This is a genomic window from Palleronia sp. LCG004 (assembly GCF_032931615.1).
In the GTDB taxonomy this organism is placed as follows: Bacteria; Pseudomonadota; Alphaproteobacteria; order Rhodobacterales; family Rhodobacteraceae; genus Palleronia.
The window spans coordinates 2,648,186-2,672,764 of record NZ_CP136759.1 but is presented as its reverse complement, the minus strand read 5'-3'; the positions used below and the strand labels follow the sequence as shown (position 1 = coordinate 2,672,764).

At 65.2% G+C, this 24,579-nt stretch carries 26 protein-coding genes; 11 read left to right on the top strand and 15 right to left on the bottom strand.

All coding sequences use genetic code 11. From position 1 onward, the window contains the following. The first annotated feature begins 51 nt into the window (after positions 1–51). On the top strand, positions 52–2,709 hold the full coding sequence (gene mutS, locus RVY76_RS13060) for a DNA mismatch repair protein MutS (protein WP_317374552.1): 2,658 nt from the start codon (positions 52–54) through the stop codon (positions 2,707–2,709). 79 nt (positions 2,710–2,788) lie between these two features. Here mutS and RVY76_RS13055 read toward each other — a convergent pair whose 3' ends face one another. After that, a complete protein-coding gene (locus RVY76_RS13055) occupies positions 2,789–3,451 on the bottom strand; it encodes a nucleotide exchange factor GrpE (protein ID WP_317374551.1) in 663 nt (220 codons plus the stop codon). Between the two features lie 14 nt (positions 3,452–3,465). Then, positions 3,466–4,494, bottom strand: a complete 1,029-nt coding sequence (hrcA, locus tag RVY76_RS13050) for a heat-inducible transcriptional repressor HrcA (RefSeq protein ID WP_317374550.1) — start codon at positions 4,492–4,494, stop codon at positions 3,466–3,468. Between the two features lie 120 nt (positions 4,495–4,614). Here hrcA and rph point away from each other — a divergent pair, with 120 nt between their 5' ends. From rph to hemW, 3 genes are read left to right on the top strand one after another with little or no spacing between them, the layout of a single operon-like run. Then, a complete protein-coding gene (gene rph / locus RVY76_RS13045) occupies positions 4,615–5,325 on the top strand; it encodes a ribonuclease PH (RefSeq protein ID WP_317374549.1) in 711 nt (236 codons plus the stop codon). Continuing rightward, the gene (rdgB, locus tag RVY76_RS13040) at positions 5,325–5,933 is read left to right on the top strand and encodes an RdgB/HAM1 family non-canonical purine NTP pyrophosphatase (RefSeq protein ID WP_317374548.1); all 609 of its coding nucleotides are present in this window, start codon (positions 5,325–5,327) and stop codon (positions 5,931–5,933) included. Before rph ends, rdgB begins: the two co-directional genes overlap by 1 nt. Continuing rightward, entirely contained in the window at positions 5,926–7,059 is a 1,134-nt protein-coding gene (gene hemW, locus RVY76_RS13035) for a radical SAM family heme chaperone HemW (RefSeq protein ID WP_317374547.1), read from the top strand. Before rdgB ends, hemW begins: the two co-directional genes overlap by 8 nt. On the opposite strand, the gene RVY76_RS13030 is transcribed toward hemW, so the two are convergent. The 7 genes from RVY76_RS13030 to hemJ form a co-directional block, all read right to left on the bottom strand. Continuing rightward, the gene (locus RVY76_RS13030; RefSeq protein ID WP_317374546.1) at positions 7,056–7,943 is read right to left on the bottom strand and encodes a ParB/RepB/Spo0J family partition protein; all 888 of its coding nucleotides are present in this window, start codon (positions 7,941–7,943) and stop codon (positions 7,056–7,058) included. The two genes, hemW and RVY76_RS13030, sit on opposite strands and share 4 nt — an antisense overlap. Next, positions 7,940–8,749, bottom strand: a complete 810-nt coding sequence (locus RVY76_RS13025) for a ParA family protein (protein ID WP_317374544.1) — start codon at positions 8,747–8,749, stop codon at positions 7,940–7,942. Before RVY76_RS13025 ends, RVY76_RS13030 begins: the two co-directional genes overlap by 4 nt. Then, on the bottom strand, positions 8,733–9,347 hold the full coding sequence (gene rsmG / locus RVY76_RS13020) for a 16S rRNA (guanine(527)-N(7))-methyltransferase RsmG (RefSeq protein ID WP_317374543.1): 615 nt from the start codon (positions 9,345–9,347) through the stop codon (positions 8,733–8,735). Before rsmG ends, RVY76_RS13025 begins: the two co-directional genes overlap by 17 nt. After that, positions 9,340–11,220: a tRNA uridine-5-carboxymethylaminomethyl(34) synthesis enzyme MnmG gene (mnmG, locus tag RVY76_RS13015; RefSeq protein WP_317374542.1), complete on the bottom strand. Its 1,881-nt coding sequence runs from the start codon at positions 11,218–11,220 to the stop codon at positions 9,340–9,342. The genes rsmG and mnmG overlap by 8 nt, the downstream gene beginning before the upstream one ends. A 1-nt stretch (position 11,221) precedes the next feature. Further along, positions 11,222–12,496 (bottom strand): tRNA uridine-5-carboxymethylaminomethyl(34) synthesis GTPase MnmE, encoded by a 1,275-nt coding sequence (gene mnmE / locus RVY76_RS13010; RefSeq protein WP_317374540.1) that lies wholly within the window; start codon positions 12,494–12,496, stop codon positions 11,222–11,224. 9 nt (positions 12,497–12,505) lie between these two features. Beyond that, the gene (rho, locus tag RVY76_RS13005) at positions 12,506–13,777 is read right to left on the bottom strand and encodes a transcription termination factor Rho (protein WP_317374539.1); all 1,272 of its coding nucleotides are present in this window, start codon (positions 13,775–13,777) and stop codon (positions 12,506–12,508) included. Positions 13,778–13,904: 127 nt separating this feature from the next. Beyond that, the gene (hemJ, locus tag RVY76_RS13000; RefSeq protein WP_317374538.1) at positions 13,905–14,357 is read right to left on the bottom strand and encodes a protoporphyrinogen oxidase HemJ; all 453 of its coding nucleotides are present in this window, start codon (positions 14,355–14,357) and stop codon (positions 13,905–13,907) included. A gap of 380 nt (positions 14,358–14,737) precedes the next feature. On the opposite strand from hemJ, the gene RVY76_RS12995 reads away from it, so the two are divergent. From RVY76_RS12995 to dnaQ, 4 genes are read left to right on the top strand one after another with little or no spacing between them, the layout of a single operon-like run. Further along, the gene (locus tag RVY76_RS12995; protein ID WP_317374537.1) at positions 14,738–15,331 is read left to right on the top strand and encodes a Maf family protein; all 594 of its coding nucleotides are present in this window, start codon (positions 14,738–14,740) and stop codon (positions 15,329–15,331) included. Beyond that, positions 15,328–16,164, top strand: coding sequence for a shikimate dehydrogenase (locus RVY76_RS12990; protein ID WP_317374536.1), 837 nt, complete (start codon positions 15,328–15,330; stop codon positions 16,162–16,164). Before RVY76_RS12995 ends, RVY76_RS12990 begins: the two co-directional genes overlap by 4 nt. Continuing rightward, positions 16,161–16,766 (top strand): dephospho-CoA kinase, encoded by a 606-nt coding sequence (coaE, locus tag RVY76_RS12985; RefSeq protein WP_317374535.1) that lies wholly within the window; start codon positions 16,161–16,163, stop codon positions 16,764–16,766. The genes RVY76_RS12990 and coaE overlap by 4 nt, the downstream gene beginning before the upstream one ends. Beyond that, positions 16,747–17,436 carry a DNA polymerase III subunit epsilon gene (dnaQ, locus tag RVY76_RS12980; protein ID WP_317374534.1) on the top strand — a complete coding sequence of 230 codons (690 nt, stop codon included), beginning with the start codon at positions 16,747–16,749 and terminating at the stop codon, positions 17,434–17,436. Before coaE ends, dnaQ begins: the two co-directional genes overlap by 20 nt. On the opposite strand, the gene secB is transcribed toward dnaQ, so the two are convergent. Together secB and RVY76_RS12970 are read right to left on the bottom strand one after the other, a co-directional pair. Further along, entirely contained in the window at positions 17,433–17,957 is a 525-nt protein-coding gene (gene secB, locus RVY76_RS12975) for a protein-export chaperone SecB (protein WP_317374533.1), read from the bottom strand. The genes dnaQ and secB overlap by 4 nt on opposite strands. 53 nt (positions 17,958–18,010) lie before the next feature. After that, a complete protein-coding gene (locus tag RVY76_RS12970; RefSeq protein WP_317374532.1) occupies positions 18,011–18,532 on the bottom strand; it encodes an FxsA family protein in 522 nt (173 codons plus the stop codon). 108 nt (positions 18,533–18,640) lie between these two features. Here RVY76_RS12970 and RVY76_RS12965 point away from each other — a divergent pair, with 108 nt between their 5' ends. Genes RVY76_RS12965 through RVY76_RS12955 form a run of 3 tightly spaced genes read left to right on the top strand, consistent with a single transcriptional unit; the run spans position 18,641 to position 20,945 of the window. Then, complete coding sequence (locus RVY76_RS12965; protein ID WP_317374531.1) at positions 18,641–19,312, top strand: Tim44/TimA family putative adaptor protein; 672 nt, start codon at positions 18,641–18,643, stop codon at positions 19,310–19,312. Then, positions 19,309–20,337, top strand: a complete 1,029-nt coding sequence (locus RVY76_RS12960; protein WP_410796033.1) for a murein transglycosylase A — start codon at positions 19,309–19,311, stop codon at positions 20,335–20,337. Before RVY76_RS12965 ends, RVY76_RS12960 begins: the two co-directional genes overlap by 4 nt. Next, a complete protein-coding gene (locus tag RVY76_RS12955; RefSeq protein WP_317374528.1) occupies positions 20,337–20,945 on the top strand; it encodes a Smr/MutS family protein in 609 nt (202 codons plus the stop codon). Before RVY76_RS12960 ends, RVY76_RS12955 begins: the two co-directional genes overlap by 1 nt. On the opposite strand, the gene RVY76_RS12950 is transcribed toward RVY76_RS12955, so the two are convergent. The 4 genes from RVY76_RS12950 to trxA form a co-directional block, all read right to left on the bottom strand. Then, complete coding sequence (locus RVY76_RS12950) at positions 20,925–22,148, bottom strand: MFS transporter (protein ID WP_317374527.1); 1,224 nt, start codon at positions 22,146–22,148, stop codon at positions 20,925–20,927. The two genes, RVY76_RS12955 and RVY76_RS12950, sit on opposite strands and share 21 nt — an antisense overlap. Before the next feature lie 62 nt (positions 22,149–22,210). Continuing rightward, positions 22,211–23,512 carry an ATP-dependent protease ATPase subunit HslU gene (gene hslU, locus RVY76_RS12945; RefSeq protein ID WP_317374526.1) on the bottom strand — a complete coding sequence of 434 codons (1,302 nt, stop codon included), beginning with the start codon at positions 23,510–23,512 and terminating at the stop codon, positions 22,211–22,213. Further along, positions 23,509–24,081 (bottom strand): ATP-dependent protease subunit HslV, encoded by a 573-nt coding sequence (gene hslV / locus RVY76_RS12940; RefSeq protein ID WP_317374525.1) that lies wholly within the window; start codon positions 24,079–24,081, stop codon positions 23,509–23,511. The genes hslU and hslV overlap by 4 nt, the downstream gene beginning before the upstream one ends. 149 nt (positions 24,082–24,230) lie before the next feature. Beyond that, complete coding sequence (gene trxA / locus RVY76_RS12935) at positions 24,231–24,551, bottom strand: thioredoxin (RefSeq protein ID WP_317374524.1); 321 nt, start codon at positions 24,549–24,551, stop codon at positions 24,231–24,233. Positions 24,552–24,579 lie beyond the last annotated feature (28 nt).

Genomic DNA, 24,579 nt, shown 5'->3' with positions numbered 1-24,579 from the left:
GCGCGCCTTGGCTAGACTGCCCCCCGAACGCGCCCGAGGGGGAAACCGCCCATGAATGTCGCCAATGCCGCCGTCACGCCCATGATGGCGCAATATCTCGACATCAAGGCCGAGTATCAGGGCGCGCTGCTCTTCTACCGGATGGGCGATTTCTACGAACTCTTCTTCGACGACGCGGTGGCCGCGGCCGCGGCGCTCGACATCGCGCTTACCAAGCGCGGCAAGCATCAGGGCGACGACATCCCGATGTGCGGCGTGCCCGTCCACGCGGCCGAAAGCTACCTGCTGACGCTGATCCGCAAGGGCTTCCGCGTCGCCGTCTGCGAACAGACCGAGGACCCCGCCGAGGCCAAGAAGCGCGGGTCGAAATCCGTCGTCCGTCGCGAGGTCGTGCGCCTCGTCACGCCCGGCACCCTGACCGAGGAGACGCTGCTCGACGCGCGGCGCAACAATTTCCTCGCGGCCTTTGCCGAGATGCGCGGCGAGGGCGCCATCGCCTGGGTCGACATTTCGACCGGAGAGCTTGCCTGCGCGCCCTGCCCGCCCGTGCGCCTCGGCCCCGAGCTTGCTCGCCTCGGCCCCCGCGAGGTGCTGCTGAGCGAAACGCACGAGCGCGCGCAGGCCGAGACCGTGGCCGAGGCCGGGGCCCAGATGACGCCGCTCTCGCGCGGCTCCTTCGACAGCACGAGCGGCGCGGCGCGGCTCTGCTCGGTGTTTCACGTGGCGACGCTCGACGCGTTCGGCACGTTCGACCGGGCCGAGATCTCGGCACTCGCGGCGCTGGTCGATTATCTCGAAATCACGCAGAAGGGCAAACTGCCGCTCCTGCGTCCGCCCCGCCGCGAGGAGGCGGGCGGCGCCATGCAGATCGACGCGGCGACGCGGCGAAACCTCGAACTGACGCGCAGCCTGTCGGGCGGACGCGACGGCACGCTTCTCGCGGCGATCGACCGGACCGTCACGGCGGGCGGCGGGCGCCTGCTGGAGCGGCGCCTGACATCGCCCTCGCGCGATGCGGAGACGATCCGCGCGCGTCACGACTCGGTCGGATACCTCGTGGAGGACGGGTCGCTGCGCGAGGCGCTGCGCGGGACGCTGCGGCGCGCGCCCGACATGGACCGGGCGCTGTCGCGGCTGGCGCTGGAACGGGGCGGACCGCGGGACCTCGCCGCGATCCGCGACGGGCTGGGCCGGGCCGGCGATCTGGGCGATCTGCTGGCCGACCGGGATCTGCCGCGCGAGCTGGCCCAGGCGGCGGTGGCACTGTCCGGTCACGACGACCTGCTGTCCGAACTCGACGAGGCGCTGGTGGCCGAGCCCCCGGTCCTCGCCCGCGAGGGCGGCCTCGTGGCGCCCGGCTTCGACGAGGAGCTCGACGAGGTGCGGCGCCTCCGCGACGAAGGGCGCGGCGTGATCGCGGGCATGCAGGCCGACTATGCCGAGGAAACGGCGATCCCCGGGCTGAAGATCAAGCACAACAACGTGCTTGGCTATTTCATCGAGACGACCGCCACCCACGCCAAGAAGATGCTGGCCGAGCCGCTTTCGGCGCGGTTTATCCACCGCCAGACGACGGCGAGCGCGGTGCGCTTCACGACCGTGGAGCTGAGCGAGCTGGAGACGCGGATCCTGAATGCCCGCGACCGCGCGATCGAGATCGAGCGGCGGATCTTCGGCGCGCTCGCCGCGCGGATCCTCGACCATGCGGGGCCGATCGGCGATGCGGCGCGTGCGCTGTCGGGGATCGACCTTGCCGCCGCGCTGGCCGATCTGGCCGAGGGCGAGCGCTGGACCCGGCCGGTGATCGAGACGGGCCGCGCATTCGCGGTCGAGGGCGGGCGCCACCCCGTCGTGGAACAGGCGCTGCGCGCGCAAGGAGGCGCGCCTTTCGTCGCCAACGATTGCGCGCTTTCCGAGGGCGGGGACGCGGCCGCGCTCTGGCTGCTGACGGGGCCCAACATGGCAGGCAAGTCGACCTTCCTGCGGCAGAACGCACTGATCGCGCTGCTGGCGCAGATGGGGGCCTTCGTGCCCGCGACGCGCGCGCGCATCGGTCTGGTGAGCCAGCTTTTCAGCCGGGTCGGTGCCTCGGACGATCTGGCGCGGGGGCGTTCGACCTTCATGGTCGAGATGGTCGAGACGGCCGCGATCCTCAACCAGGCCGACGAGAGCGCGCTTGTCATCCTCGACGAGGTGGGGCGCGGCACGGCGACCTATGACGGTCTCTCGATCGCCTGGGCGACGCTCGAACATCTGCACGACCGCAACCGCTGCCGCGCGCTTTTCGCCACGCATTACCACGAGATGACCCATCTGTCGGAGCGGCTTTCGGGCGTCAGCAACGCGACGATGGCGGTCAAGGAATGGGATGGCGACGTGATCTTCCTGCACGAGGTGCGCAAGGGATCGGCCGACAGGTCCTACGGCGTGCAGGTCGCAAAGCTCGCCGGACTGCCCCAAAGCGTCGTGGCGCGCGCGAAGGACGTGCTCGCCGCGCTCGAAAAGGGCGATGCGGAGGGCGGCAAGACGATGCTGATCGACGATCTGCCGCTCTTTTCCGCCGCGCGGCCCCTGCCCGAGGCGCCGCGTGAGGATCCGCTGTCGGACCGTCTGAAGGGCGTGCATCCTGACGAGCTGAGCCCGCGCGAGGCGCTCGATCTCGTCTACGAGCTGTCGTCCCTGGCCCGGAAGGACACGCCCCGCACCTGATCCGGCGCCGTTGCCGGCCCCGAACGGAAAAGGCCCCGGATCATCTCCGGGGCCTCATAATCGACTTAAGACGCGCCTTTCAGGAGCGCGGCGTCGAGCTCACGCCCACTTGCGCGGCCCGCAGGAGCCGGTCGTGCAGCATGAAGCCCTCGGCCATGACCTGGATGATGTCGCCGGCCTTGGTCTCGGGGACCGGGGCCTCGAACATCGCCTCGTGGTGGTTCGGGTCGAATTTCTCACCCAGAGTGGGCGAAATCACGCGGATGCCATGCTTTTCGAAGACATTGCGCAGCTCGCGCAGCGTCAGCTCGATTCCCTCGATGAGGGCGGCATTGGCCTCGCGCTGCTCCTCGCCGATGGATTCGACCGCCCGCTTGAGGTTGTCGTAGACCGGCAGCATGTCGCGGCTGAGCTTGGAGCCGCCGTAATTCTCGGCCTCGCGGCGGTCGCGGTCGGACCGCTTGCGCGCGTTTTCGGCCTCGGCCAGCGCGCGGACGAACCGGTCCTTGTACTCGTCCCGCTCGGTCCTGAGCGCCTCGAGCTCGGCGGCGATGCCGTCGTCCTGCTCGACCACCGGGGGCTCTTCCGGGCCGGAGGGGCCGTCGCCGGGATTGTCGAGATCGACCGTCGCCTCGGCATTGGCAGGGCGCGGTTTGCGTCGGACCTTGTCGGCCTCGGAGGTCTCGCCCTTCAGCATGTCTTCGATCGCGGCTTCGATGTCGCTTTCGTTCTCTTTCGCCATGTATTCACCTGGAGCTAGCGTTGGCCCGACAGCAATCTGCCGATCATTTGTGCCGTGTAATCCACGATCGGCACGATCCGTCCGTAATTCAGCCGCGTGGGGCCGATCACACCGACCGCGCCGATGATCTTTCGGTCAGCGTTCATATAAGGAGAGACCACCAAAGAGGAACCCGAAAGTGAAAAAAGCTTGTTCTCGGAGCCGATGAAGATGCGCACGCCCGCGCCCTCGTCCGTCAGTTCCAGGAATTCGGCGATGTCACGCTTGCGTTCGAGATCCTCGAAGAGCGTTCGGATCCGCTCGAGATCCTCTCCGGACCCCTCGAGCAGGTTGGCGCGGCCCCGCACGATCAGCCGTTCGTTGGGTTCGCCCTCCTGCGCCCAGACGGCGATGCCCGATTCGACAAGGGCGCTCGCCAGCACGTCGAGGTCGCGGCGGTGTTTCACGATCTCCTCGGCCATGCCGCGGCGGAGTTCGGACATGGTCCGGCCCTGCGCGATGGCGTTGAGGAAATTCGCCGCCTCGCGCATCGAGGACGGCGTCTGACCGGGCGGCGGCGCGAAGACGCGGTTCTCGACATGGCCGTCCTCGAAGACCAGCACGACGAGCGCGCGGTCGTCGCCGAGCGAGACGAACTCGATATGCTTGATCGGCGCCTCGTGCTTGGGCGCGAGCACGAGGCTCGCCCCGCGGGTGGCGCCCGACAGCGCCGATCCGACCCGGTCGAGAAGCGTGCCCATGTCGCGTTCGTTGCTGCCGAGCGTCTTGTCGATCGCCGCGCGGTCGTCGTCGGTCAGCTCGCCCATCTCGAGCAGGCCGTCCACGAAGAGCCTGAGACCCAGATGCGTGGGCATGCGGCCCGCCGAGGTATGCGGCGCGTTCAGAAGGCCCATCAGCTCGAGATCCTGCATGACGTTGCGGATCGTCGCGGCACTGACCTTCTCGCTCATCTCGCGGCTGAGCGTGCGGGAGCCCACGGGATCGCCCGAGGCGAGATAACCCTCCACCACCCGGCGGAAGACCTCGCGCGTGCGATCGTTCATTTCCTCGATCATGCTTCGGCCGTCTGCGTGTTCGTCACTCATCATCGAACGTGGTATCAGCCTTGCACCGGAATTGCACCGGTGCGACATCGTCGCCCGGACGAACACAAAGGAACATCCATGCGACCTTCTGGCAGAGACCTAGACACGATGCGACCGGTTTCCATCGAAACCGACGTGACCCGCCATGCAGAGGGGTCCTGCCTCATCCGCTGCGGCGACACGCATGTGCTCTGCACCGCGTCGCTGGAGGAGCGCGTCCCACCGTTCCTGCGCAACAGCGGCCAGGGCTGGGTCACCGCCGAATACGGTATGCTGCCGCGCGCGACGCATAGCCGCATGAACCGCGAGGCCAAGCGCGGCCAGTCCGGCCGCACGCAGGAGATCCAGCGCCTGATCGGCCGCAGCCTGCGCGCCTGCGTCGATCGCAACGCGATGGGCGAGCGGCAATTCACCGTCGATTGCGACGTGATCCAGGCCGATGGCGGCACGCGCTGCGCCTCGATCACCGGCGGATGGGTCGCGCTGCGCCTGGCCGTCAACAAGCTGATGAAGGCCGGCGACATCGTGACCGACCCGCTGACCGACCACGTGGCCGCCGTCAGCTGCGGGATCTATGCCGGGCAGATGGTGCTCGACCTCGATTATCCCGAGGACAGCGAGGCGGGCGTGGACGGCAATTTCGTCCTGACCGGTGCCGGACGCCTGATCGAGCTGCAGATGAGCGCGGAGGGATCGACATTCTCGCGCGATCAGATGAACGGGCTGCTCGACTTGGCCGAAAAGGGTGTCGGCACGCTGGTCGAGGCGCAGAAGAAAGCAGTGGGCTGATGCGCCGCTTCACGGGCGACAAGCTGGTCGTCGCGACCCATAATCACGGCAAGCTCGAGGAGTTTCGCGACCTCCTCGGGCCTTACGGCGTGACGCTGAGCTCGGCCGCCGATCACGGCCTGCCCGAGCCGGTCGAGGACGGAACCACCTTCGTCGAGAATGCCCGGATCAAGGCCCATGCGGCGGCGCGCGCCACCGGTCTGCCCGCATTGTCGGACGATTCGGGGCTCGAGATCGACGCGCTCGGCGGGGCACCGGGGGTCTATACGGCAGACTGGGCCGAAACGCCCGCGGGCCGCGATTTCGTCCTTGCCATGGGGCGGGCCCATGACGAGCTTCTGGCACGCGGCGCGGCCCAGCCATGGGTCGCGCGGTTCTGCTGCACGCTGGTCCTGGCTTGGCCCGACGGCCATGACGAGGTCTTTCCCGGCACGATGTCGGGACGCATCGTCTGGCCCGGCCGCGGGGATGGCGGACACGGCTACGACCCCGTCTTCCAGCCCGACGGGTACGACATCACGTTCGGCGAGATGGAGCGTTCGGAGAAGAACCGCATTTCCCACCGCGCCGATGCCTTCGCCAAGCTCGTCGCCGGCTGCTTTGACTGAGCCGGGCTTCGGCATCTACGTCCATTGGCCGTTCTGTCAGGCCAAATGCCCCTATTGCGACTTCAATTCGCATGTCGTGGCGCAGATCGACCACGACGCCTGGAGGCGCGCCTACACCTCCGAGATCGCCCGCATCCGTGCCATGACGGGCGAACGGCGGGTGGGCTCGATCTATTTCGGCGGCGGCACGCCCAGCCTGATGGAGCCCGCGACGGTCGAGACCGTCCTGTCGGAGATCCAGCGGCACTGGCATATCTCGAACGATTGCGAGATCACGCTGGAGGCCAACCCCACCTCGGTCGAGGCCGGTCGGTTCCGTGACTACCGCCTTGCCGGTGTCGGGCGCGTCTCGATGGGAATTCAGGCGCTGAACGATCCCGATCTGAAACGGCTGGGCCGGTTGCATTCGGTGGCCGAGGCGGAAACGGCGTTCGAGATCGCGCGAGAGACCTTCGACCGGGTGAGTTTCGACCTCATATACGCGCGGCAGGACCAGACGCTGGACGACTGGGCCACCGAGCTCGACCGGGCGCTCGCGATGGCGGCCGATCACCTCTCGCTCTACCAGCTCACCATCGAGCCGGAAACGGCGTTTGGCGAGCGGTATGCGCGCGGCGGCCTGCGCGGCCTGCCCTCTGAGGATCTGTCGGCAGACATGTACGAGCTGACGCAGGAGCGGTGCGAGGCCGCCGGGATGCCGGCCTACGAGGTGTCGAACCATGCGCGGCCGGGGTCGGAATCGCGGCACAACATGATCTACTGGACCGGCGGCGATTATGCCGGTATCGGCCCCGGTGCACATGGGCGCCTGACACTCGACGGTCGGCGTCATGCGACCGAGACGGCGACCGCCCCGCTTGTCTGGTTGAAAGGCGCACTTACCGGAAAAACGCCGGAGGAGATCGTCACACTCGACGATGCGACCGTGATCGAAGAACGGCTGCTGATGGGTCTCAGGATCGCCGAGGGTGTGCCGCTGGAACTGGCGCAGCAAGTTCCTGATTTCGAACGAAAAGTATTGGACCTGGAAGGCTATGGGCTTGTCGAACGGACATCGGATCGGTTCAGGGTGACCGAGACCGGGCGGCCGGTCCTGAACGGAATCCTGCGCGCCCTCTTCGCCTAGTCGCGACGCTCCGACAGGAGTTGGCAGAGATTATCCAGATCTTCCAATGACTTGTAAGAGATCGTCACCTGCCCCGCACCGCTTTCGGTGTTGTGGTCGACGGAAACCTTCATACCAAGATTTGCCGCGAGGTCGGACTCCAGTGCAAGCGTATCGGCATCCTTTTCCGACTTGCCGGAACTGCGCCGCGACCGGGTCGGCTTCGGGCCCTTGGCCAGGTTTTCGGCTTCCCGCACCGAGAGATTCCTGGAGATGATCTGACGGGCCAGGGCCTCGGGATCCTCGGCAGTGATCAGCGCCCGGGCATGCCCCGCAGTCAGCTTGCCTTCCGCCAGATAGCCCTGCACGCCGGGCGGCAAGGACAGCAAACGCAGCGTATTCGCGATATGCGAGCGGCTTTTGCCGAGGGCGACGGCCATCTGTTCCTGCGTATGACCGAACCGGTCCATCAGCTGGCGATAGCCCGACGCCTCATCCACGGCATTCAGGTCGCTGCGCTGAATGTTCTCGATGATCGCGACTTCGAGCACCTCGGTATCGTCGAGTGACCGGACGATCGCCGGTACCTCGTGCACCTGTGCCATCTGGGCGGCCCGCCAGCGCCGTTCGCCCGCGACGATCTCGTATTCACCCTCTTTCGTCGGGTGATTGCGCAGGATCAGCGGCTGGATGATGCCCTTCGTCGCGATGGAGGCCGACAATTCCTCTAGACTTTCGCTGACGAAAGTCTGGCGCGGCTGATTGGGATTGGGATGGATCCGCTCGATCGGAATGGTCGCTTCGGCGCGCCGTTCGGTCTGCGTCGTCTGGTCGACCTCGACATCCGCCATCAGGGCGGACAGCCCCCGACCAAGGCCCCGGCGTTCCTGTCGTCTCTCGCTCATGCCGTCTCTCCCTGTACCACGCCGCGCGCCGCCAATTCCTGCGCAAGATCGCGATATGCCACGCTTCCCTTCGATCCCGGATCGTAGTCGAGCACCGACTGGGCGTAAGACGGTGCTTCGCTTACCCGCACGTTGCGCGGGATGATCGTCCCGAAGACGAGGTCGCCCAACGTGTCCTTGGCATCCGCAAGCACCTGTTGCGCAAGGCGATTCCGTCCGTCGAACATCGTCAGAACCACACCTTCGATTCGGAGGCCAGGATTGGCGCTCTGCCGGACCTCCCGCATCGTCAACATGAGCTGGGACAGTCCCTCCAGCGCAAAGAATTCGCTCTGGAGCGGAACAAGAACGGAATGCGCCGCAACCATTGCATTGATCGTCAGGAGGCTGAGCGACGGCGGACAATCGATGAGAATGTAATCGAGTCCAAGCTTTTCGACGTCGGGCGCAGTCAGCGCGTCCTTCAACAGGAACGACCGCTTGCTGTTCGAATACATCTCGATATCGGCGGAACTCAGATCCGAAGTGGCCGAAACAATGCGAAGATTGTCGTATTCAGTCGAAACCAGCACATCCGACAGCGATTTACCGTCGAGGAGCAGATCGTAAGTCGTCAAGTCCCGGTCTTCGGCCTCGATCCCGAGCCCGGTAGAGGCGTTTCCCTGCGGATCGAGATCGATTATCGCGACCCCGTGCCCCTTCTCGGCCAAGGCCGCGCCAAGGTTGATCGCCGTGGTGGTCTTTCCCACCCCGCCCTTCTGGTTGACGATCGCGATGATTTTCGGGCTGCTACGTTCGTTCGACACGCGCGATATCCGTGATTTTGAGAATGGCGGAGCGTGAGGATGTTCTACTTGGAATCGCTTCCAAAGAGAACTGCCATTCCTCCGATGCGCGGTGAATTTCCGATTGCAACGTCTCGCCCTTGGGAAAAAGGCAGACGCCATGCGGCTTGGCGTGCCTCTCCGCGAAGGTGAGAAGCTTTTCCAGCGGTGCCAGCGCGCGCGCGGAGATTATATCGGCCTTGATCGGGTCTACGGCCTCGATCCGCCCGATTATCACTCTGACATTTAGATCGAGAAGTCGGGCCATATGGGAGAGGAAAGCCGATTTCCTCGTGTCGGATTCGACGCAAACGACCTCTAGGGCGGTCTCGCGCGCACAGATCGCGACAACGATAGCTGGGAGCCCTCCCCCACTGCCGAGATCGCACCAGATACCGGTCGGGTTTTCAACCGCGTCGTAAACCTGGAGAGAATCGTCGATATGTCGACTCATCACATCGTCGGTCGTTGCCCGCCCAACGAGATTGATCCGCTTGTTCCATTTGAGAAGTTCGCGTGCATAGGCTGCAAGATACTCCAATGTTTCATGTGAAACATTGGTATCCCCAAAGTCAGGCATTCGTGCCGGTCCTCGATCCAACCCGAAGGCGCAGTAGGATGGCGTTCAGCCCAGCCGGTGTCATGCCTTCTACCTTGGCTGCCTGTGCCAATGTCTTGGGACGGTGCTGCCGCAGCTTTTGTTTCAGCTCGTGCGACAGGCCTTGAACCGACATAAGGTCAAGTTCCGGCGGTATGGGGGTTCCTTCCTCCTTCCGCAGACGTTCCGCGTCTCGGGTCTGCCGATCAAGGTAATGCGTGTAGACCGCTTCGCGCTCCAACTGCGTCAGAATCTCCGTTGGCAATCCTGTCAGATCCGGCATGAGCGGGGTGAGCTGGTCAATCGTGACCCCCGCGATCGCGAGAAGATCGGCACCGCTGCGCTTTGCCCCATCTGCAGAGAGCGGGACCCCTGCCTCAATTGCGTCCTTTTGCGACAATTGAGATTCAGATAGAACCTTCCGCCCGGCTTCCAACTGGTCAAGCTTGGTCCTAAAGGTCTGCTTTCGTCTTTCATCGATCAAGTCACGCTCAATGGCGACTGGCGTCAGACGCTGATCGGCGTTATCGGCCCGCAGCTGGAGACGGAATTCCGCCCGTGAGGTGAACATCCTGTAGGGCTCGGACACCCCGCGGGACACAAGATCATCGACCATTACGCCGATATAAGCTTCTGTTCGAGAGAAGATGAACGGGTCCGTCCCGATTGCGGAGTAGACGGCATTTAACCCCGCCAAAAGCCCCTGCGCGGCGGCTTCCTCGTATCCCGTCGTCCCATTGATCTGGCCTGCAAGCCAAAGCCCAGGCAGACTTTCGAGCTGTAACGACCGATCGAGCGCCCTTGGATCGACGTAATCGTATTCGATTGCGTAGCCTGGCTGGACAATCCTGGCATCCTCCAATCCCACGATCGACCGAACGTAGGCGACCTGAACGTCCTCCGGCAGCGATGTACTGATGCCATTGGGGTAAACGAGGTCCGTCTGCAAACCTTCCGGCTCGAGGAAAATCTGGTGCGAGTCCTTGTCGGCGAAGCGGCCGATCTTGTCCTCGATCGAGGGGCAGTAGCGCGGTCCGACCCCGCTGATATTGCCGCTATACATCGCGGAGCGACCGAGATTTTCCCGGACGATATCATGGGTTTTCGGGTTCGTATGCGTGATTGCGCAAGAGATCTGTTTGGCCGAAGGTTTGGACGAGAGAAAGGACAGCATGACGGGATCGACGTCGCCGGGTTGCTGCTCCAGCCGGTCCCAATCGATCGTGCGCCCGTCGAGGCGCGGTGGCGTCCCGGTCTTCAGGCGCCCCATAGGGAGGTTCAGCTTGTACAGTCGCTCGGCCAATGGAATGGAGGGGGATTCGCCCATTCTGCCACCGGCAATCTGACGCTCTCCAATATGAATAACGCCGTTCAGGAACGTTCCTGTTGTGAGGATCGCAGCGTCGCAATGCAGATGTCCTTGGCTGGCTAAAGTGACGCCTGATATCCGTCCGCCCTCTGTAACGAAATCGACGACCTGATCTTCGATCACCGTTAAGCCAGGTTGGGCCGAAACGGCGTCCTGAACCGCCTTGCGGTAAAGCTCCCGGTCCATCTGGGCCCGGGGACCTTGAACCGCGGGGCCTTTGCGACGATTGAGCAAGCGGTACTGAATTCCGCCTTTGTCGGCAGCTTCGCCCATGATGCCGCCCATCGCGTCGACTTCGCGAACGAGATGCCCCTTGCCGAGGCCGCCGATGGCAGGATTGCAGGACATGACGCCGATCGCATCTGCCTTCAGGGTTACGAGGAACACATCCCCCCCTGCCCGGGCTGCTGCGGATGCCGCTTCGACGCCGGCATGGCCACCGCCGACAACGACGATTTTCGGCTTTCGATGTTTCACGTGAAACATGTCATTTCCCTATGCAGAAGCGCGAAAAGATATCGCCCAAGAGATCTTCTATGTCGACCCGGCCGATCAGCGTTTCAAGCGCAGCAGTCGCGTCATTGATGGCAAAGGCTATCACTTCGTCATCCGTCTTCATATCGATGAGACGTTCCGCCTGGCGCAAGCTGTCGAGCGCGCGGCGGATCGCCTCGGCATGGCGCTGACGGATCGACAATGAGGGCGTCGCACTCCGCAGCCTTAGCGTATCCGAGATTTCCGTAATCAAGGCGTCGATCCCCTGCCCCGTAATACCGGATATATCCCCGGCGCCGAGATCGGCCTTTCCGAGTTTGACGATGTCGCCATCCTGCGGCTGGATCGGGAGCTTACCGTCATTGTCGAGAATGAGCACCCTGAGATCGGCCTCCATAGCTCGACGACGCGCAAGACCTATCCCCGCCGCTTCGAGGGGATCGGATGTTTCCCTTAATCCTGCGGTATCGAGGAATGTCACTGGAATGCCTGCGAGGTCCACGCGCAGTTCGATGACATCGCGGGTCGTACCGGCAATTTCCGACGTCAGGGCGACCTGTCGTTGTGCGATCGCGTTGAGAAGCGTGGATTTTCCGGCATTCGGTGCCCCGAGGATTGCCACCTCGAACCCGTCGCGGATCCGCTCGGAGGCACCGAAACCATCGAGTTCCCGTTTCAATGCGGCGGCGACGGTGGCGATATGGGTGCGAACGTCCGGCATCACGTCGACCGGGACTTCCTCGTCGGCAAAATCCAGCGTCGCCTCGATCAGTGCCGCAGCTTCGATCAGATGACGGCGCCATTCCTGCACCTTGAGGGACAATTCCCCGGACAGGACCCGCTGAGCCTGCTGGCGTTGGAGCTCGGTCTCGGCCTCGATCAGATCGGCGAGACCTTCGACCTGAGTCAGATCCATCCGCTCGTTGTCGAGTGCGCGGCGCGTGAACTCGCCTGGACCTGCGGGCCGGAATTCTGGGATACCTTCGAGAGCATTCAACACGGCGCGGACGATGGCGCGGCTGCCGTGCAGTTGAAGCTCCACGCTGTCTTCGCCCGTAAAGCTGCCCCCGGCGGGAAAGGTCAGGACCAGTCCGCTGTCGAGGATATTGCCGTCGAGATCGTGAATGTTACGCAGTGCCGCCCGCCGGTGCGGGGGGCGGTTTTGAACTATTTTACCAAATAAATCAAAGGCTTGCGGACCGGATACCCGTATGACAGCGACACCGGCTTTCCCGGGCGCGGTGGCCTCGGCAAAGATGGTGTCCATGTCGCGGCCTCACGAATTCATCGAGTCGAAGAATTCCGAATTGGTCTTGGTCTGCTTCAGCTTCGACAGCAGGAACTCGATCGCATCGGTGGTGCCCATCGGGTTGAGGATCCGGCGCAGGACGTAAGTCTTCTGCAGATCGACCTTGTCGACCAGGAGTTCTTCCTTGCGGGTGCCGGATTTGAGGATGTCCATCGCCGGGTAGACGCGCTTGTCGGCGACCTTGCGGTCGAGCACGATCTCGGAGTTGCCGGTCCCCTTGAATTCCTCGAAGATGACCTCGTCCATGCGGCTGCCGGTATCGATCAGCGCCGTGGCGATGATGGTGAGCGACCCACCCTCTTCGATGTTCCGCGCGGCGCCGAAGAAGCGCTTGGGACGCTGCAGCGCGTTGGCGTCGACACCGCCCGTCAACACCTTGCCCGATGACGGAACGGTCGTGTTGTAGGCACGGCCGAGGCGGGTGATCGAGTCGAGCAGGATCACGACGTCCCGCTTGTGTTCGACCAGGCGTTTGGCCTTTTCGATGACCATTTCGGACACGGCGACGTGGCGCGTGGCGGGTTCGTCGAACGTGGAGCTGACCACCTCGCCCTTCACGTTGCGCTGCATGTCGGTCACCTCTTCGGGGCGCTCGTCGATGAGCAGCACGATGAGGTAGCATTCGGGGTGATTGGCCTCGATCGAATGGGCGATGTTCTGAAGAAGCACCGTCTTGCCGGTCCGCGGCGGTGCCACGATCAGCGAGCGCTGCCCCTTGCCCACCGGGGAGACGAGGTCGATGATCCGGGCGGACTTGTCCTTGACCGTCGGATCCTCGATTTCCATGTTCAGCCGCTCGTCGGGATAGAGCGGGGTGAGGTTGTCGAAGGCGACCTTGTGACGGGCCTTGGACGGTTCCTCGAAATTGATGCTCTCGACATCGACGAGCGCGAAGTAACGCTCCGTCTCGTCGGGGCCGCGGATGACGCCCGAAACCGTGTCACCGGTCCTCAGTGCGTAGCGGCGGATCATTTCGGGGCTGACATAGATGTCGTCGGGACCGGGCAGATAGTTTGCCTCGGGGCTTCTGAGGAAGCCGAAGCCGTCCTGCAGCACCTCGAGAACGCCATCGCCGCCGATCACCCATTCCTCATCCGCGCGTTCCTTGAGGATCGAGAACATCATCTCGCCCTTGCGCATGGTCGAGGCGTTCTCGATCTCGAGCTCCTCGGCGAGCGACAGCAGATCCTTGGGGCTCTGCGCCTTGAGATCGGCGAGGTTCAGGCGGTCCTGGGTCATGTCGGTGTCCTCGTGACCGCACGGGCGACCGTACGGGCAATCATGTATCGTCATCGGGAAGGAACGCGATCGGACGATCGGTCGGGGCGCAGATAGCCGCCCTGCCCCGTCTTGTCAACGAATGCGTCTAGAACGGCCGTGCGATGACCGAGACCACGATGAGGATCAACAGAAGCGTCGGAACCTCGTTCATGATCCGGTAGCGCCTGCCGCTGGTCGAGAAGTCGCCCGCGGCGAGCGCCTTTCTCTGCCCCGCACACCACATGTGGAACCATGTGAGCGTCAGAACACCCGCAGCCTTGGTCCAGGGCCACACGGAGCCCCAATCGACCACACCGGGCGTCATGACGAGCGTGAGCCCCGCGAGCCAGGTGACGATCATGGCGGGGTTCATGATGGCCCTGAGAAGCCTGCGCTCCATCGTCTCGAGCATCTGCGCCTTGTCGGTGCCGATCCGCGCCTGTTCCGCGTGATAGACGAACAATCTCGGCAGATAGAAGAGCCCTGCCATCCACGCGACGAAGGCGATCACATGGAGGGATTTTATCCATGGATAGAGGCTGGAGAGCGTCTCGGTCATGCCGCCTTCTCTTAAATAAAAAGATTAGAAAGAAAAGATGATGAAGTTTGTAGGGCGGTGGATAATGTGGATAGGACTCTTGTTCCACAAGATCCCGGGACACCTTTGCAACCTGTGGATAAGTCTGTGCGTGAACTTGGGCAGTTCCGAAAAAAATATTTTTTCCCAGAATGTTGCGGATTTCCCGGGCTGGGGGTTTGTTTGTGATGTTCGTTCGGGATGGCGGTGGACGGAACAAGTCCGGCGCCCGTTTGTCCGCACCGCAATCCACGGGGGTGAAGGATGACTCCTTTGCGGAGGAATCGGGGATTGTCCGAACCCGTATTTCCAGCCACAGATGCAGCCACAGCTCGTCCGCCCATCTATCCCAGGAGTTATCCATGGATCTTGTCCTCGCCTCGGGCTCCCGGACGCGGGCCGATCTCCTGCGCAGCGCCGGCCTGACCTTCGAGACGGAGATCGCGCGGATCGACGAGGAGGCCGTGAAGGCGTCGATGCGCGCGGAGGGGGCCCCGCCGCGCGACGTGGCCGACGCGCTGGCCGAGGCGAAGGCGCGCAAGGTGTCCACCCGCAGGCCCGGTGCGATCGTCCTCGGTTGCGACCAAGTCCTGTCGCATCGCGGAGAGATCCTGTCGAAGCCCGAAAGCCCCGATGCCGCGCGCGACGGTCTGAAGCGGCTGAGGGACGATCGGCACACGCTTCTGTCGGCGATCGTGGCCTACGAGGATGGCGAGCCGATCTGGCGCCATATCGGTATGGTCAAGCTCGCCATGCGGAACCTGAGCGACGACTATATCGACGATTACGTGGCGCGGAACTGGGAGAGCATCCGGGAGTCGGTCGGCGGCTACAAGCTGGAGGAAGAGGGTATGCGCCTCTTCCGGTCGGTCGAGGGCGACTATTTTACCACGCTCGGCCTGCCGATGATCCCGCTCTTGTCGTGGCTGATCGACCGGGGCAATCTTCGCGCATGAGTGATACGAAGATACCGCTGGCCGGGGTGATCGGCGCCCCGATCGCCCATTCCAGATCGCCGATCCTGCATAACCACTGGTTGAAGCGGCACGGATTGCGTGGCGCCTATATCCCCTTGCACGTGGAGCAGAGCGATCTTGCCGAGGTGCTGGCGGCGCTTCCGAAGATGGGTTTCGTTGGATGCAACGTCACCCTGCCCCACAAGGTGTCGGTGCTGAACCTCGCGACGAGCGTGTCGGACCGTGCCGCGCTGATCGGGGCGGCCAACACGCTGACCTTCCGCGAGGGCGGCGTGATCCATGCCGACAATACCGACGGCTATGGCTTCCTGATGAATCTGCGCCAGAACGCGCCCGACTGGTCGCCGAAGGATGGCCCGGCCGCGCTGTTCGGTGCGGGCGGCGCCGCGCGGGCGGTCATCACCGCCCTGATCGAGGCGGGCGTGCCCGAGATACGGCTGACGAACCGCACACGCGCCCGGTCGGAGGCGCTGCGCAAGGAATTCGGCGCCAAGATCGTCGTCTACGACTGGGTTCAGGCGGGCAACACGCTCGACGATGCGGCGACGGTGATCAACACGACCACCCTCGGGATGGAGGGAAAGGCCGAGTTCCGCGTGCCGCTCGACGGTCTGTCGCCCGGCGCGCTGGTCACCGATGCGATCTATACGCCGCTCGAGACGACGCTTCTGAGACGTGCGCGCGAGATGGGCTGCACCACCGTCGACGGGCTCGGGATGCTGCTGCACCAGGGCGTTCCGGGCTTCGAGCGCTGGTTCGGGGAGCGGCCCGAGGTCGACGACGACACTCGCGCCGCCGTCCTGAGGGGATGAGGCCCTTCCTCGTCGGGCTGACCGGCTCCATCGGGATGGGCAAGTCGACCGCGGCCGGGCTGTTTCGCGCGCGGAATATCCCCGTCTGGGATGCGGATGCGGCGGTCCACGCGCTCTATGCGCCGGGCGGTGCGGGTGTGGAGGCCATCCGCGCGATGCGCCCCGATGCGATCGCGGGTGGCGCGGTCGATCGCAAGAAGCTCTCGGACTGGATCGCGGGCGATCCCGGTGCCCTGCCCCGGATCGAACGTGCGATCCACCCGCTCGTGGCCGAGGATCGCGCGCGTTTCGTCGAAAGCTGCGAGGCCGATATCGCGGTGCTCGACATTCCGCTCCTTTTCGAGACGGGCGCCGAGGGCGGGTTCGACCTCGTGGCCGTCGTCTCGGCACCCGCCGAGGTGCAGCGCGACCGCGTTCTGTCACGCCCCGGAATGACGGAAGAAAGGCTCGACGCGGTGCTCGCCCGGCAAGTGCCGGATGCCGAGAAGCGCGCGCGCGGGGACGTCGTGATCCCGAGCTTGAACCTCGAGGAGACGCGCGCGACAATCGACGCCCTCATCCACGACATCCGCGGGGGCAGACATGCGCGAAATCGTCCTTGATACCGAGACCACGGGATTCGAGCCGGAACAGGGCGACCGTATCGTCGAGATCGGCGCCGTCGAGCTGATGGGCCACGTGCCCACGGGCCGGACCTATCACCAGTACATCAACCCGCAAAGGTCGATGCCCGACGGCGCGTTCCAGGTCCACGGGCTCGGCGACGAGTTCCTGAGCGACAAGCCCCTCTTCGCCGAGGTCGGACAGGCCTTTCTGGATTTCGTGGGCGATGCGAAGCTCGTCATCCACAACGCCGCCTTCGACATGAAATTCCTCAATGCCGAGCTGGGCTGGATGAAGGCGCGGCTGTTGCCGATGGATCAGGCGATCGACACGCTCGCCATCGCGCGCAGGCGGTTTCCTGGCGCGCCCGCATCGCTCGACGCGCTCTGCCGGCGGTTCGGGATCGACAATTCGAACCGCACGCTGCACGGCGCGCTGCTCGATTCCGAGATCCTGGCGGAAGTGTATCTGGAGCTTATCGGCGGGCGCCAGCCGGATTTCGGGCTGGGCCAGTCGTCGGGGACGGGTGGCGAGGCCTCGGCGGAGCGTGACTGGCGCCCCGGTCCGCGAGCGACGCCCCTGCCCGCACGGATCACAGACGAGGAACGCGCCGCCCATGCGGCCATGGTGGCGGCGATGGGCGACGCGGCGCTCTGGTCGAAGGCCTAGGAGGCGGGCGTCTGCTGCGCCTGCTGCGCGGCCTGACGCTGGGCGATGCCCTGACGGTAGAGCGCGACGAAGTCGATCGGCTCGAGGTTGAGGGCGGGGAAGCCGCCGTCGCGCGTCACGTCCGAGACGATCCGGCGGATATAGGGGAACATCAGGCGCGGCCCCTCGATGAGCAGGAAGGGATGAAGCTGCTCTTCCTTGACGTTCTCGACCTTGAAGATCCCGCCGTATTCCAGCTCCATCACGAACAGGATGTCCTCGGAGCCCTTGTTCTTCGAGGTGATCTTGAACTTGCCGATGACCTCGTACTGCGTGCCGTCCTCGCCGCGCTTCTTGGCGTCGAGCCCGACCTGCACCGAGATGTCGGGCTGGACCTGACCCTCGACCGGCTTCGAGGCGAGGATGTTCTCGAACGAAAGATCGCGGACGAATTGTCCGATCGGGCGCAGTTGCGGGGTCGCGGGCGCGGCGCCGTTGGCGCCGGAATTCGCGTCTTGGGTCGGTGTGTCGTTCTCGGCCATCGTTCTCTCCGGATGAAATGTCTTCGCCTAGCTAGCAGATGGCCCGGATCGTCTCAATGGCGGGTCCAGCCCGAGCGCGGGCGGTCGGGATCGGGCTCCTTGATCTCGACTTCGGTATAGTCGCCGTCGATCACGTCTCCGCGTGCCGGACCGCGCGGACCGCGGGGGCCCTGCGCCCGCGGATCGGGCCGCGACGGGCCGCCATGGGGCCCGGCGCCCATATGCCGCACCTCGATCCGGTCGCGGATCTGGCGGAAGACCCACGAGCGTATTCCGGGCACCAGAAGCGCGAAGCCGCAAGCATCCGTGAAGAAGCCGGGCGTCAGCAGAAGCGCGCCCGAAAACAGGATCATCGCGCCATGGGCCAGCGGTTCGGTCGGATCGTTGAGGCTGTTGAACGACTTTCGCAGCTCGGCCATGGCGAGCCTGCCCTGCGAGCGCACGAGTGCCGTGCCGATCATGGCCGTCAGCAGCACGACGATCAGCGTCCATCCAAGGCCGATCGCACCGCCGACCTGGATGAAGAGCGCGATCTCGATCATCGGCACCGCCACGAACAGCGCGAACAACCACATGGGAACCTCCGTTGCCTGGGCCGGGCCGGTGGACTCGACCCGTGTCGGACCCTACATAGAGATGAACCATGGGTTATGCCATCGCCCGCCCCATCCTTCGAGGTTTCGATGAGTTCTGCCGTCATACAGCTTCTTGTTCTCGCAGGGATCGCTCTGTTTCTTATCCTGCGCCTCAAGAACGTGCTGGGAACGCGCGACGGGTTCGAGAAACCCCCCGTGTCCGGCGACGACCGCGCAGGTGCCCGACAGGTGCGCCAGAGGCCCGAATTCGAGGTCATCGAGGGCGGTCCCGATCACGATATCGTTGATCACGTCGCCGATGGCTCGGACGATGCCAAGGCGCTGGCCGGGATGAAGATGGCCGAGCCGGGCTTCGGCGTGGGCGATTTCCTGGGCGGCGCACGCGGTGCCTACGAGATGATCCTCGGTGCATTCGAGAAGGGTGACATCTCGGAGGTGCGGGATTTCCTCGACCCCGACGTGGCCGAAGCCTTCGAGGGCGTGATCGAGCAGCGCCGCGAACAGGGCCTGACCGTCGAGAGCGAGATCCTCGGCGTGCGCGATGTCGAGCTCTACAAGGCGACCTTCGACCGCGAGACGCGCCATGCGGAACTGACGGTGCGATTCCTGGCCGAGCTGACCGTCGTCGTCCGCGACGCCGAGGGCAAGATCGTCGAGGGCGACCCGAACGAGATCAAGCGCCAGCGCGACACCTGGACCTTTGCCCGGACGATGGGGGCGGACGATCCGAACTGGGTGCTGGTCGCTACGGGCGACTGATGCGGGCGGTCGCGGCGGCCCTGGCATCCGCGATGATCCTCGCGGGGGCGGCGGCATCTTCGGAACCCAGATCCACGATCCTCGACTGGGGGGATCTCGACGGGTGGTCGGCGGACGATCACCGTGCGGCGCTCGACGTCTTCCTCGGAACCTGCGGCGACATGCGCGATCCCGACTGGATCGCGTTGTGTCGTGCGGGGGCGGTGCAGGAGGACGCCCGGGCGTTCTTCGAACTCTTTTTCCGGCCCGTCCTGATCGAGGACGGGGCGTCGATGGTCTTTACCGGCTATTTCGAGCCCGAACTGCGCGGATCGCGGTATCGCGGTGGGCAGTACCAGTATCCGCTCTATAGGCTTCCCGAGGAGGCGGAAGATGGATCCTGGATCTCGCGCGCCGAGATCGAGCAGGGGGCCGCGCTGGACGGCCGGGGCCTCGAGATCGCGTGGATCAACGATCCGGTGGACGTCTTCTTTCTCCAGATCCAGGGATCGGGCCGCATCAGGCTCGATGACGGGACGATCCTGCGCGTGGGGTATGGCGGCAAGAACGGGCACGATTACCGGTCGGTCGGTCTGGAGCTGGTCCGGAGGGGCGAATACGAGCCGCACCAGGTCTCGGCCGACGTGATCCGGTCATGGGTCCGGCGGAACGGCGAAGACGGGCTGGAGCTGCTCCGGCACAATCCATCCTACGTGTTCTTCCGCGAGGTGGGTGAGGTGCCGCTCGATCGGGGTCCGCTCGGGGCGATGAACCGGTCGATCACGCCGATGCGCAGCCTTGCCGTCGATCCGTCGATCACGCCCCTCGGTGCCCCGGTCTGGATCGAGACGGGCGCCGCGGAGCCGCTGAAGCGCCTTATGGTGGCGCAGGATACCGGATCGGCGATCAAGGGCGCGCAGCGTGCCGACATCTTCGTCGGGACGGGCAGGGAGGCCGGACGCCGCGCGGGCCGGATCCGGGATGGCGGCCGGATGGTCGTGCTCATGCCGATCCAGCGGGCCTATGCGATGGCGGCGCCGCTCTGATGTCGCGGAGGAAGGGTCCGAGGGGGCTTCGTCCCGACGAGCGTGAGCTCTGGTCGCGGATCGCGCGGCAGACGGTCCCGTTGCACCCCGAACGGCGCGCCGCGCGACCTGCCGAGGCGCGGATGGAGACACCCGCGCGCGCCCCGGCGGCACCCGGACACGACCTGAAGAATTTCGCCATCGGGCAGAACGCGCCCGCGCGGGCACCGGGGCATGATCTGATCGCGCCGCTGTCGGACCGGTTGTCGGGGCAGCCCGTGGCGATGGATGCCAAGGCCTACGGACGGATGAAGCGCGGCAAGCTGGGGATCGAGGGGCGGATCGATCTGCACGGCCTGACGCTGAGCGAGGCGCATCCGAGGCTCGTGAGGTTCATCCTCGACGCGCACGGTGCGGGCAAGCGGCTGGTCCTCGTCATCACCGGCAAGGGGCGGGAGCGCGATATCGACGCGCCGATGCCCGTCAGGCGCGGTGCCTTGCGCCACCAGGTGCCGCAATGGCTGAATTCGGGACCGCTCAGATCCGCCGTGCTGCAGATCGCCGAGGCGCATCGCAGCCATGGCGGGTCGGGCGCCTTCTATGTCTATCTACGCCGCGCGGGGAAGTGATCCGCGCGATCGCGCGATGCCCGCGAAGACCAGCGCGGCGGCCGCGAGGAAATAGACCGCGATGCCGAAGAGCTGATCCTCGAAATCGATCCCCAGGTCGATGAGGGCACCGGTCAGCGCGGGCCCGATCGCGGTGCCGAAGACCATGGCCGCGGTGGCGAGCGCCTTGATCCCGCCCAGATGGCGCGTGCCGTAGAATTCGGCCCAGAAGGCCGCCGGAACCGTCGCGACCAGCCCTTGCGTGATCCCCATGAGCCCGAGCGCGATCCCGCCGAGCGCGAGGTTCGGGGCAGCCGCGAAGACAGCGAACCCCGCGGCCATCGGCAGGATCACCACGGGCATCAGCCGTGCCGTGCCGATCCGGTCGACCACGTCGCCCGACGCGAACATCGCGACGATCGACGTGACGGTGAAGACCGGGAAGAGCGCGACGAGGCCCATATGGCTCCAGCCCTTGATCCCGGCGATATGCACCTGATGGAAGAAGAAGGCGGTGGAGAAGGCCGCGGGGGCCAGCAGCGCGGGGATCAGCATCCAGTAGAGCGGATGGCGCAGCATCCGGCCCCGCGTCCAGTGCGCGTTCCCCATCCCGAGGCTCTGCGTGTCCGAGGCGATGCTCTGCGGCGTGCGCTCCAGCCTGAGGAGCGGCCAGAGCAGCGGGACGAGGATCAGCACGCAGCCGCCCGCAAACAGCCAGAGCGCGCGCCACGGGATCTCGGCCATGAGGGAGACGAAGACCAGCGGCAGGAACGCCTCGCCGAGGGCGACGCCCACGCGCGACACCGACAGCGCGCGGCCGCGCGTGGCCACGAACCAGCGCGCCATCGCCACCATCGCGACGAGTGTGCACATCCCCTGTCCGAAGAGCCTGAGCGCGAAGATCGCCGCGACGAGGCCCCACCACGTCCCGACGAGCGCCATCGCCGCGCAGGCCGCCGCCAGCAGGACGAGGACGATGGGACCGAGGACCCGCACCCGGAACGTGTCGGTCAGAACCCCGGTCCAGACCATGACGATGGCCGATGCGGTCGTGCTGACGGAATAGAGGAACCCCCATTCGCCGTTTGTCAGGTCGAACTCGGTCCGGATCTGTCCGGCGAAGACGGAAATGAAGAAGGTCTGCCCGAAGGAGGAGCAGAGGGTCAGGAGGATGCCCACGATCAGGAAGGGGGCATTCCGGCGCAGGAAGGTTGGGAATGACATGCGCCTTCTATCGCGCCGCGCGGCCGGAATGGAAAGGCCGCGCGGCGCGTCGGGACGCGTCGTCAGAGCACGTAGCGGCTCATGTCGGTGGAGCGGCTGAGCTCGCCCAGATGCTGCTCCACGAAGGCCTCGTCGACGGTGATCGTCGTGCCGGCCTTGTCGGGCGCCTCGAAGGACAGTTCCTCGAAGACGCGCTCCATCACGGTGTAGAGCCGCCGGGCGCCGATGTTCTCAACCGACTGGTTCACCTGCGCTGCGATGCGGGCAAGCGCCGCGATGCCGCCTTCGGTGAAATCGACCGTCACCTGCTCGGTCCCGAGAAGCGCGGTGTACTGACGTGTCAGCGCGTTGTCGGTCTCGGTCAGGATGCGGACGAAATCCTCCTCGGTCAGGGCGCGCAGCTCGACCCGGATGGGCAGGCGGCCCTGAAGTTCGGGCAGAAGGTCCGAGGGTTTCGCGACGTGGAAGGCGCCGCTCGCGATGAAGAGGATATGATCGGTGCGGATCTGGCCGTGCTTGGTCGAGACGACCGTGCCCTCGATCAGTGGCAGCAGGTCGCGCTGCACGCCCTCGCGGCTGACCTCGCCGCCGCGCGCATCCTGCCGCGCGCAGACCTTGTCGATCTCGTCGAGGAAGACGATGCCGTTCTGCTCCACCGCCTCGATCGCGGCCTTGTTGACGCTCTCGTCGTCGAGCAGCTTGTCGGCCTCGTCGCCGATGAGGATCTCGTAGCTTTCGGCGACCGTCATCTTCTTGCGGACGGTGCGCCCCTGGAACGCCTTGCCGAAGATGTCGCCGATATTCATCATGCCGCCCTGGGGCATGCCCGGGATCTCCATGTTGCCCATCGGGTTCGACGTGTCGGCGACCTCAAGCTCGATCTCGGTAGCGTCGAGCTCACCGGCATGGAGCTTCTTGCGGAACATCTCGCGCGTGCCTTCGCGGGCATTCTCGCCGGCGACGGCGTCGATCACGCGTTCCTCGGCGCGTTCCTCGGCGCGGGTCTTCACGTCCTCGCGCATGTAGTCGCGGGTCATGGTGATCGACTGCTCGACCAGGTCGCGGATGATCTGTTCCACGTCGCGGCCGACATAGCCGACCTCGGTGAACTTCGTCGCCTCGACCTTGAGGAAGGGCGCGCGGGCGAGCTTGGCCAGGCGGCGCGAGATCTCGGTCTTGCCGACGCCGGTGGGCCCGATCATCAGGATGTTCTTCGGATAGACCTCTTCCTGCATCTCGGGGGGCAGCTGCTTGCGCCGCCAGCGATTGCGGAGGGCCACGGCCACGGCGCGCTTGGCGTCCTTCTGGCCGATGATGAAGCGGTCGAGTTCGGAGACGATCTCGCGCGGGGTCAGGTCGGTCATTGCGCTTCCTTTCGCGTCTCGAGCGTCTCGATCGTCAGGTTGCCGTTCGTGTAGACGCAGATATCCGAGGCGATCGCCATGGCGCGCCGGGCGATCGCCTCGGCATCGAGATCGCCTTCCATCAGGGCGCGGCCGGCGGCGAGCGCGTAGTTGCCGCCCGATCCGATGGCCGTGACGTCATGCTCGGGTTCGAGCACGTCGCCCGCGCCGGTGATGACGTAGAGTTCGGTGCCGTCCGAGACGATCAGCATCGCCTCGAGCTTTTGCAGGTACTTGTCGGTGCGCCAGTCCTTGGCGAGCTCGACTGCCGCGCGCTGGAGCTGTCCGGGCGTCGCTTCGAGCTTGGTCTCGAGCCGTTCGAGAAGCGCGAAGGCGTCGGCGGTCGATCCCGCAAAGCCCGCGATCACGTCGAAGCCGCCGGGCGAGATGCGCCGCACCTTGCGCGCGGTGCCCTTGATGACGGTCGGCCCGAGGCTGACCTGCCCATCGCCCGCGATCACGACGCGGCCGCCCTTGCGCACCGCGATGATCGTGGTGCCATGCCAGCCGGGGAAATCGCTCTCGGCCATTGTCGATGTTCCTTTCTGTCGTTCGTGCCCCGATATGGAGGCGCGGTCACGGCTTGCCAACCGCGAAGCGGCGATCCGCCGAGCCCATGCGAAAAGGACGCCCGCAGGGGGCGTCCTTCGATATCGGGTCTTCTGTCTCGGCGGGCCGCTCAGATCTGTTCGGTGATCCAGCTCTCGAGCGCGGCCTTCGGCGCGGCGCCGATCTTGTTCGACACGACCTCGCCGTTCTTGAAGAGGAAGAGCGCGGGGATGCCGCGGACGCCCATCTGAGCGGGCGATTGCGGGTTCTCGTCCACGTTGACCTTGACGATCTTCACGCGGCCTTCGTATTCGGTCGAAAGCTCTTCGAGCGCGGGGCCGATCTGCTTGCAGGGACCGCACCATTCGGCCCAGAAATCCACCACGACGGGAAGGTCGGCGGAACGGACTTCGGCGTCGAAGGTGTCGTCGGTCACGGGAACGGTCGCCATCTTGCATCTCCTGATTGGGGCAGAGGCG

What these genes read in the sequence shown, in the direction of transcription:
- mutS (WP_317374552.1), top strand. Translation starts at nt 52, where the DNA reads ATGAATGTCGCCAATGCCGCCGTCACGCCCATGATGGCGCAATATCTC.
- RVY76_RS13055 (WP_317374551.1), bottom strand. Translation starts at nt 3,451, where the DNA reads ATGGCGAAAGAGAACGAAAGCGACATCGAAGCCGCGATCGAAGACATG.
- hrcA (WP_317374550.1), bottom strand. Translation starts at nt 4,494, where the DNA reads ATGAACGATCGCACGCGCGAGGTCTTCCGCCGGGTGGTGGAGGGTTAT.
- rph (WP_317374549.1), top strand. Translation starts at nt 4,615, where the DNA reads ATGCGACCTTCTGGCAGAGACCTAGACACGATGCGACCGGTTTCCATC.
- rdgB (WP_317374548.1), top strand. Translation starts at nt 5,325, where the DNA reads ATGCGCCGCTTCACGGGCGACAAGCTGGTCGTCGCGACCCATAATCAC.
- RVY76_RS13030 (WP_317374546.1), bottom strand. Translation starts at nt 7,943, where the DNA reads ATGAGCGAGAGACGACAGGAACGCCGGGGCCTTGGTCGGGGGCTGTCC.
- rsmG (WP_317374543.1), bottom strand. Translation starts at nt 9,347, where the DNA reads ATGCCTGACTTTGGGGATACCAATGTTTCACATGAAACATTGGAGTAT.
- mnmG (WP_317374542.1), bottom strand. Translation starts at nt 11,220, where the DNA reads ATGTTTCACGTGAAACATCGAAAGCCGAAAATCGTCGTTGTCGGCGGT.
- mnmE (WP_317374540.1), bottom strand. Translation starts at nt 12,496, where the DNA reads ATGGACACCATCTTTGCCGAGGCCACCGCGCCCGGGAAAGCCGGTGTC.
- rho (WP_317374539.1), bottom strand. Translation starts at nt 13,777, where the DNA reads ATGACCCAGGACCGCCTGAACCTCGCCGATCTCAAGGCGCAGAGCCCC.
- hemJ (WP_317374538.1), bottom strand. Translation starts at nt 14,357, where the DNA reads ATGACCGAGACGCTCTCCAGCCTCTATCCATGGATAAAATCCCTCCAT.
- RVY76_RS12995 (WP_317374537.1), top strand. Translation starts at nt 14,738, where the DNA reads ATGGATCTTGTCCTCGCCTCGGGCTCCCGGACGCGGGCCGATCTCCTG.
- RVY76_RS12990 (WP_317374536.1), top strand. Translation starts at nt 15,328, where the DNA reads ATGAGTGATACGAAGATACCGCTGGCCGGGGTGATCGGCGCCCCGATC.
- coaE (WP_317374535.1), top strand. Translation starts at nt 16,161, where the DNA reads ATGAGGCCCTTCCTCGTCGGGCTGACCGGCTCCATCGGGATGGGCAAG.
- dnaQ (WP_317374534.1), top strand. Translation starts at nt 16,747, where the DNA reads ATGCGCGAAATCGTCCTTGATACCGAGACCACGGGATTCGAGCCGGAA.
- secB (WP_317374533.1), bottom strand. Translation starts at nt 17,957, where the DNA reads ATGGCCGAGAACGACACACCGACCCAAGACGCGAATTCCGGCGCCAAC.
- RVY76_RS12970 (WP_317374532.1), bottom strand. Translation starts at nt 18,532, where the DNA reads ATGTGGTTGTTCGCGCTGTTCGTGGCGGTGCCGATGATCGAGATCGCG.
- RVY76_RS12965 (WP_317374531.1), top strand. Translation starts at nt 18,641, where the DNA reads ATGAGTTCTGCCGTCATACAGCTTCTTGTTCTCGCAGGGATCGCTCTG.
- RVY76_RS12955 (WP_317374528.1), top strand. Translation starts at nt 20,337, where the DNA reads ATGTCGCGGAGGAAGGGTCCGAGGGGGCTTCGTCCCGACGAGCGTGAG.
- RVY76_RS12950 (WP_317374527.1), bottom strand. Translation starts at nt 22,148, where the DNA reads ATGTCATTCCCAACCTTCCTGCGCCGGAATGCCCCCTTCCTGATCGTG.
- hslU (WP_317374526.1), bottom strand. Translation starts at nt 23,512, where the DNA reads ATGACCGACCTGACCCCGCGCGAGATCGTCTCCGAACTCGACCGCTTC.
- hslV (WP_317374525.1), bottom strand. Translation starts at nt 24,081, where the DNA reads ATGGCCGAGAGCGATTTCCCCGGCTGGCATGGCACCACGATCATCGCG.
- trxA (WP_317374524.1), bottom strand. Translation starts at nt 24,551, where the DNA reads ATGGCGACCGTTCCCGTGACCGACGACACCTTCGACGCCGAAGTCCGT.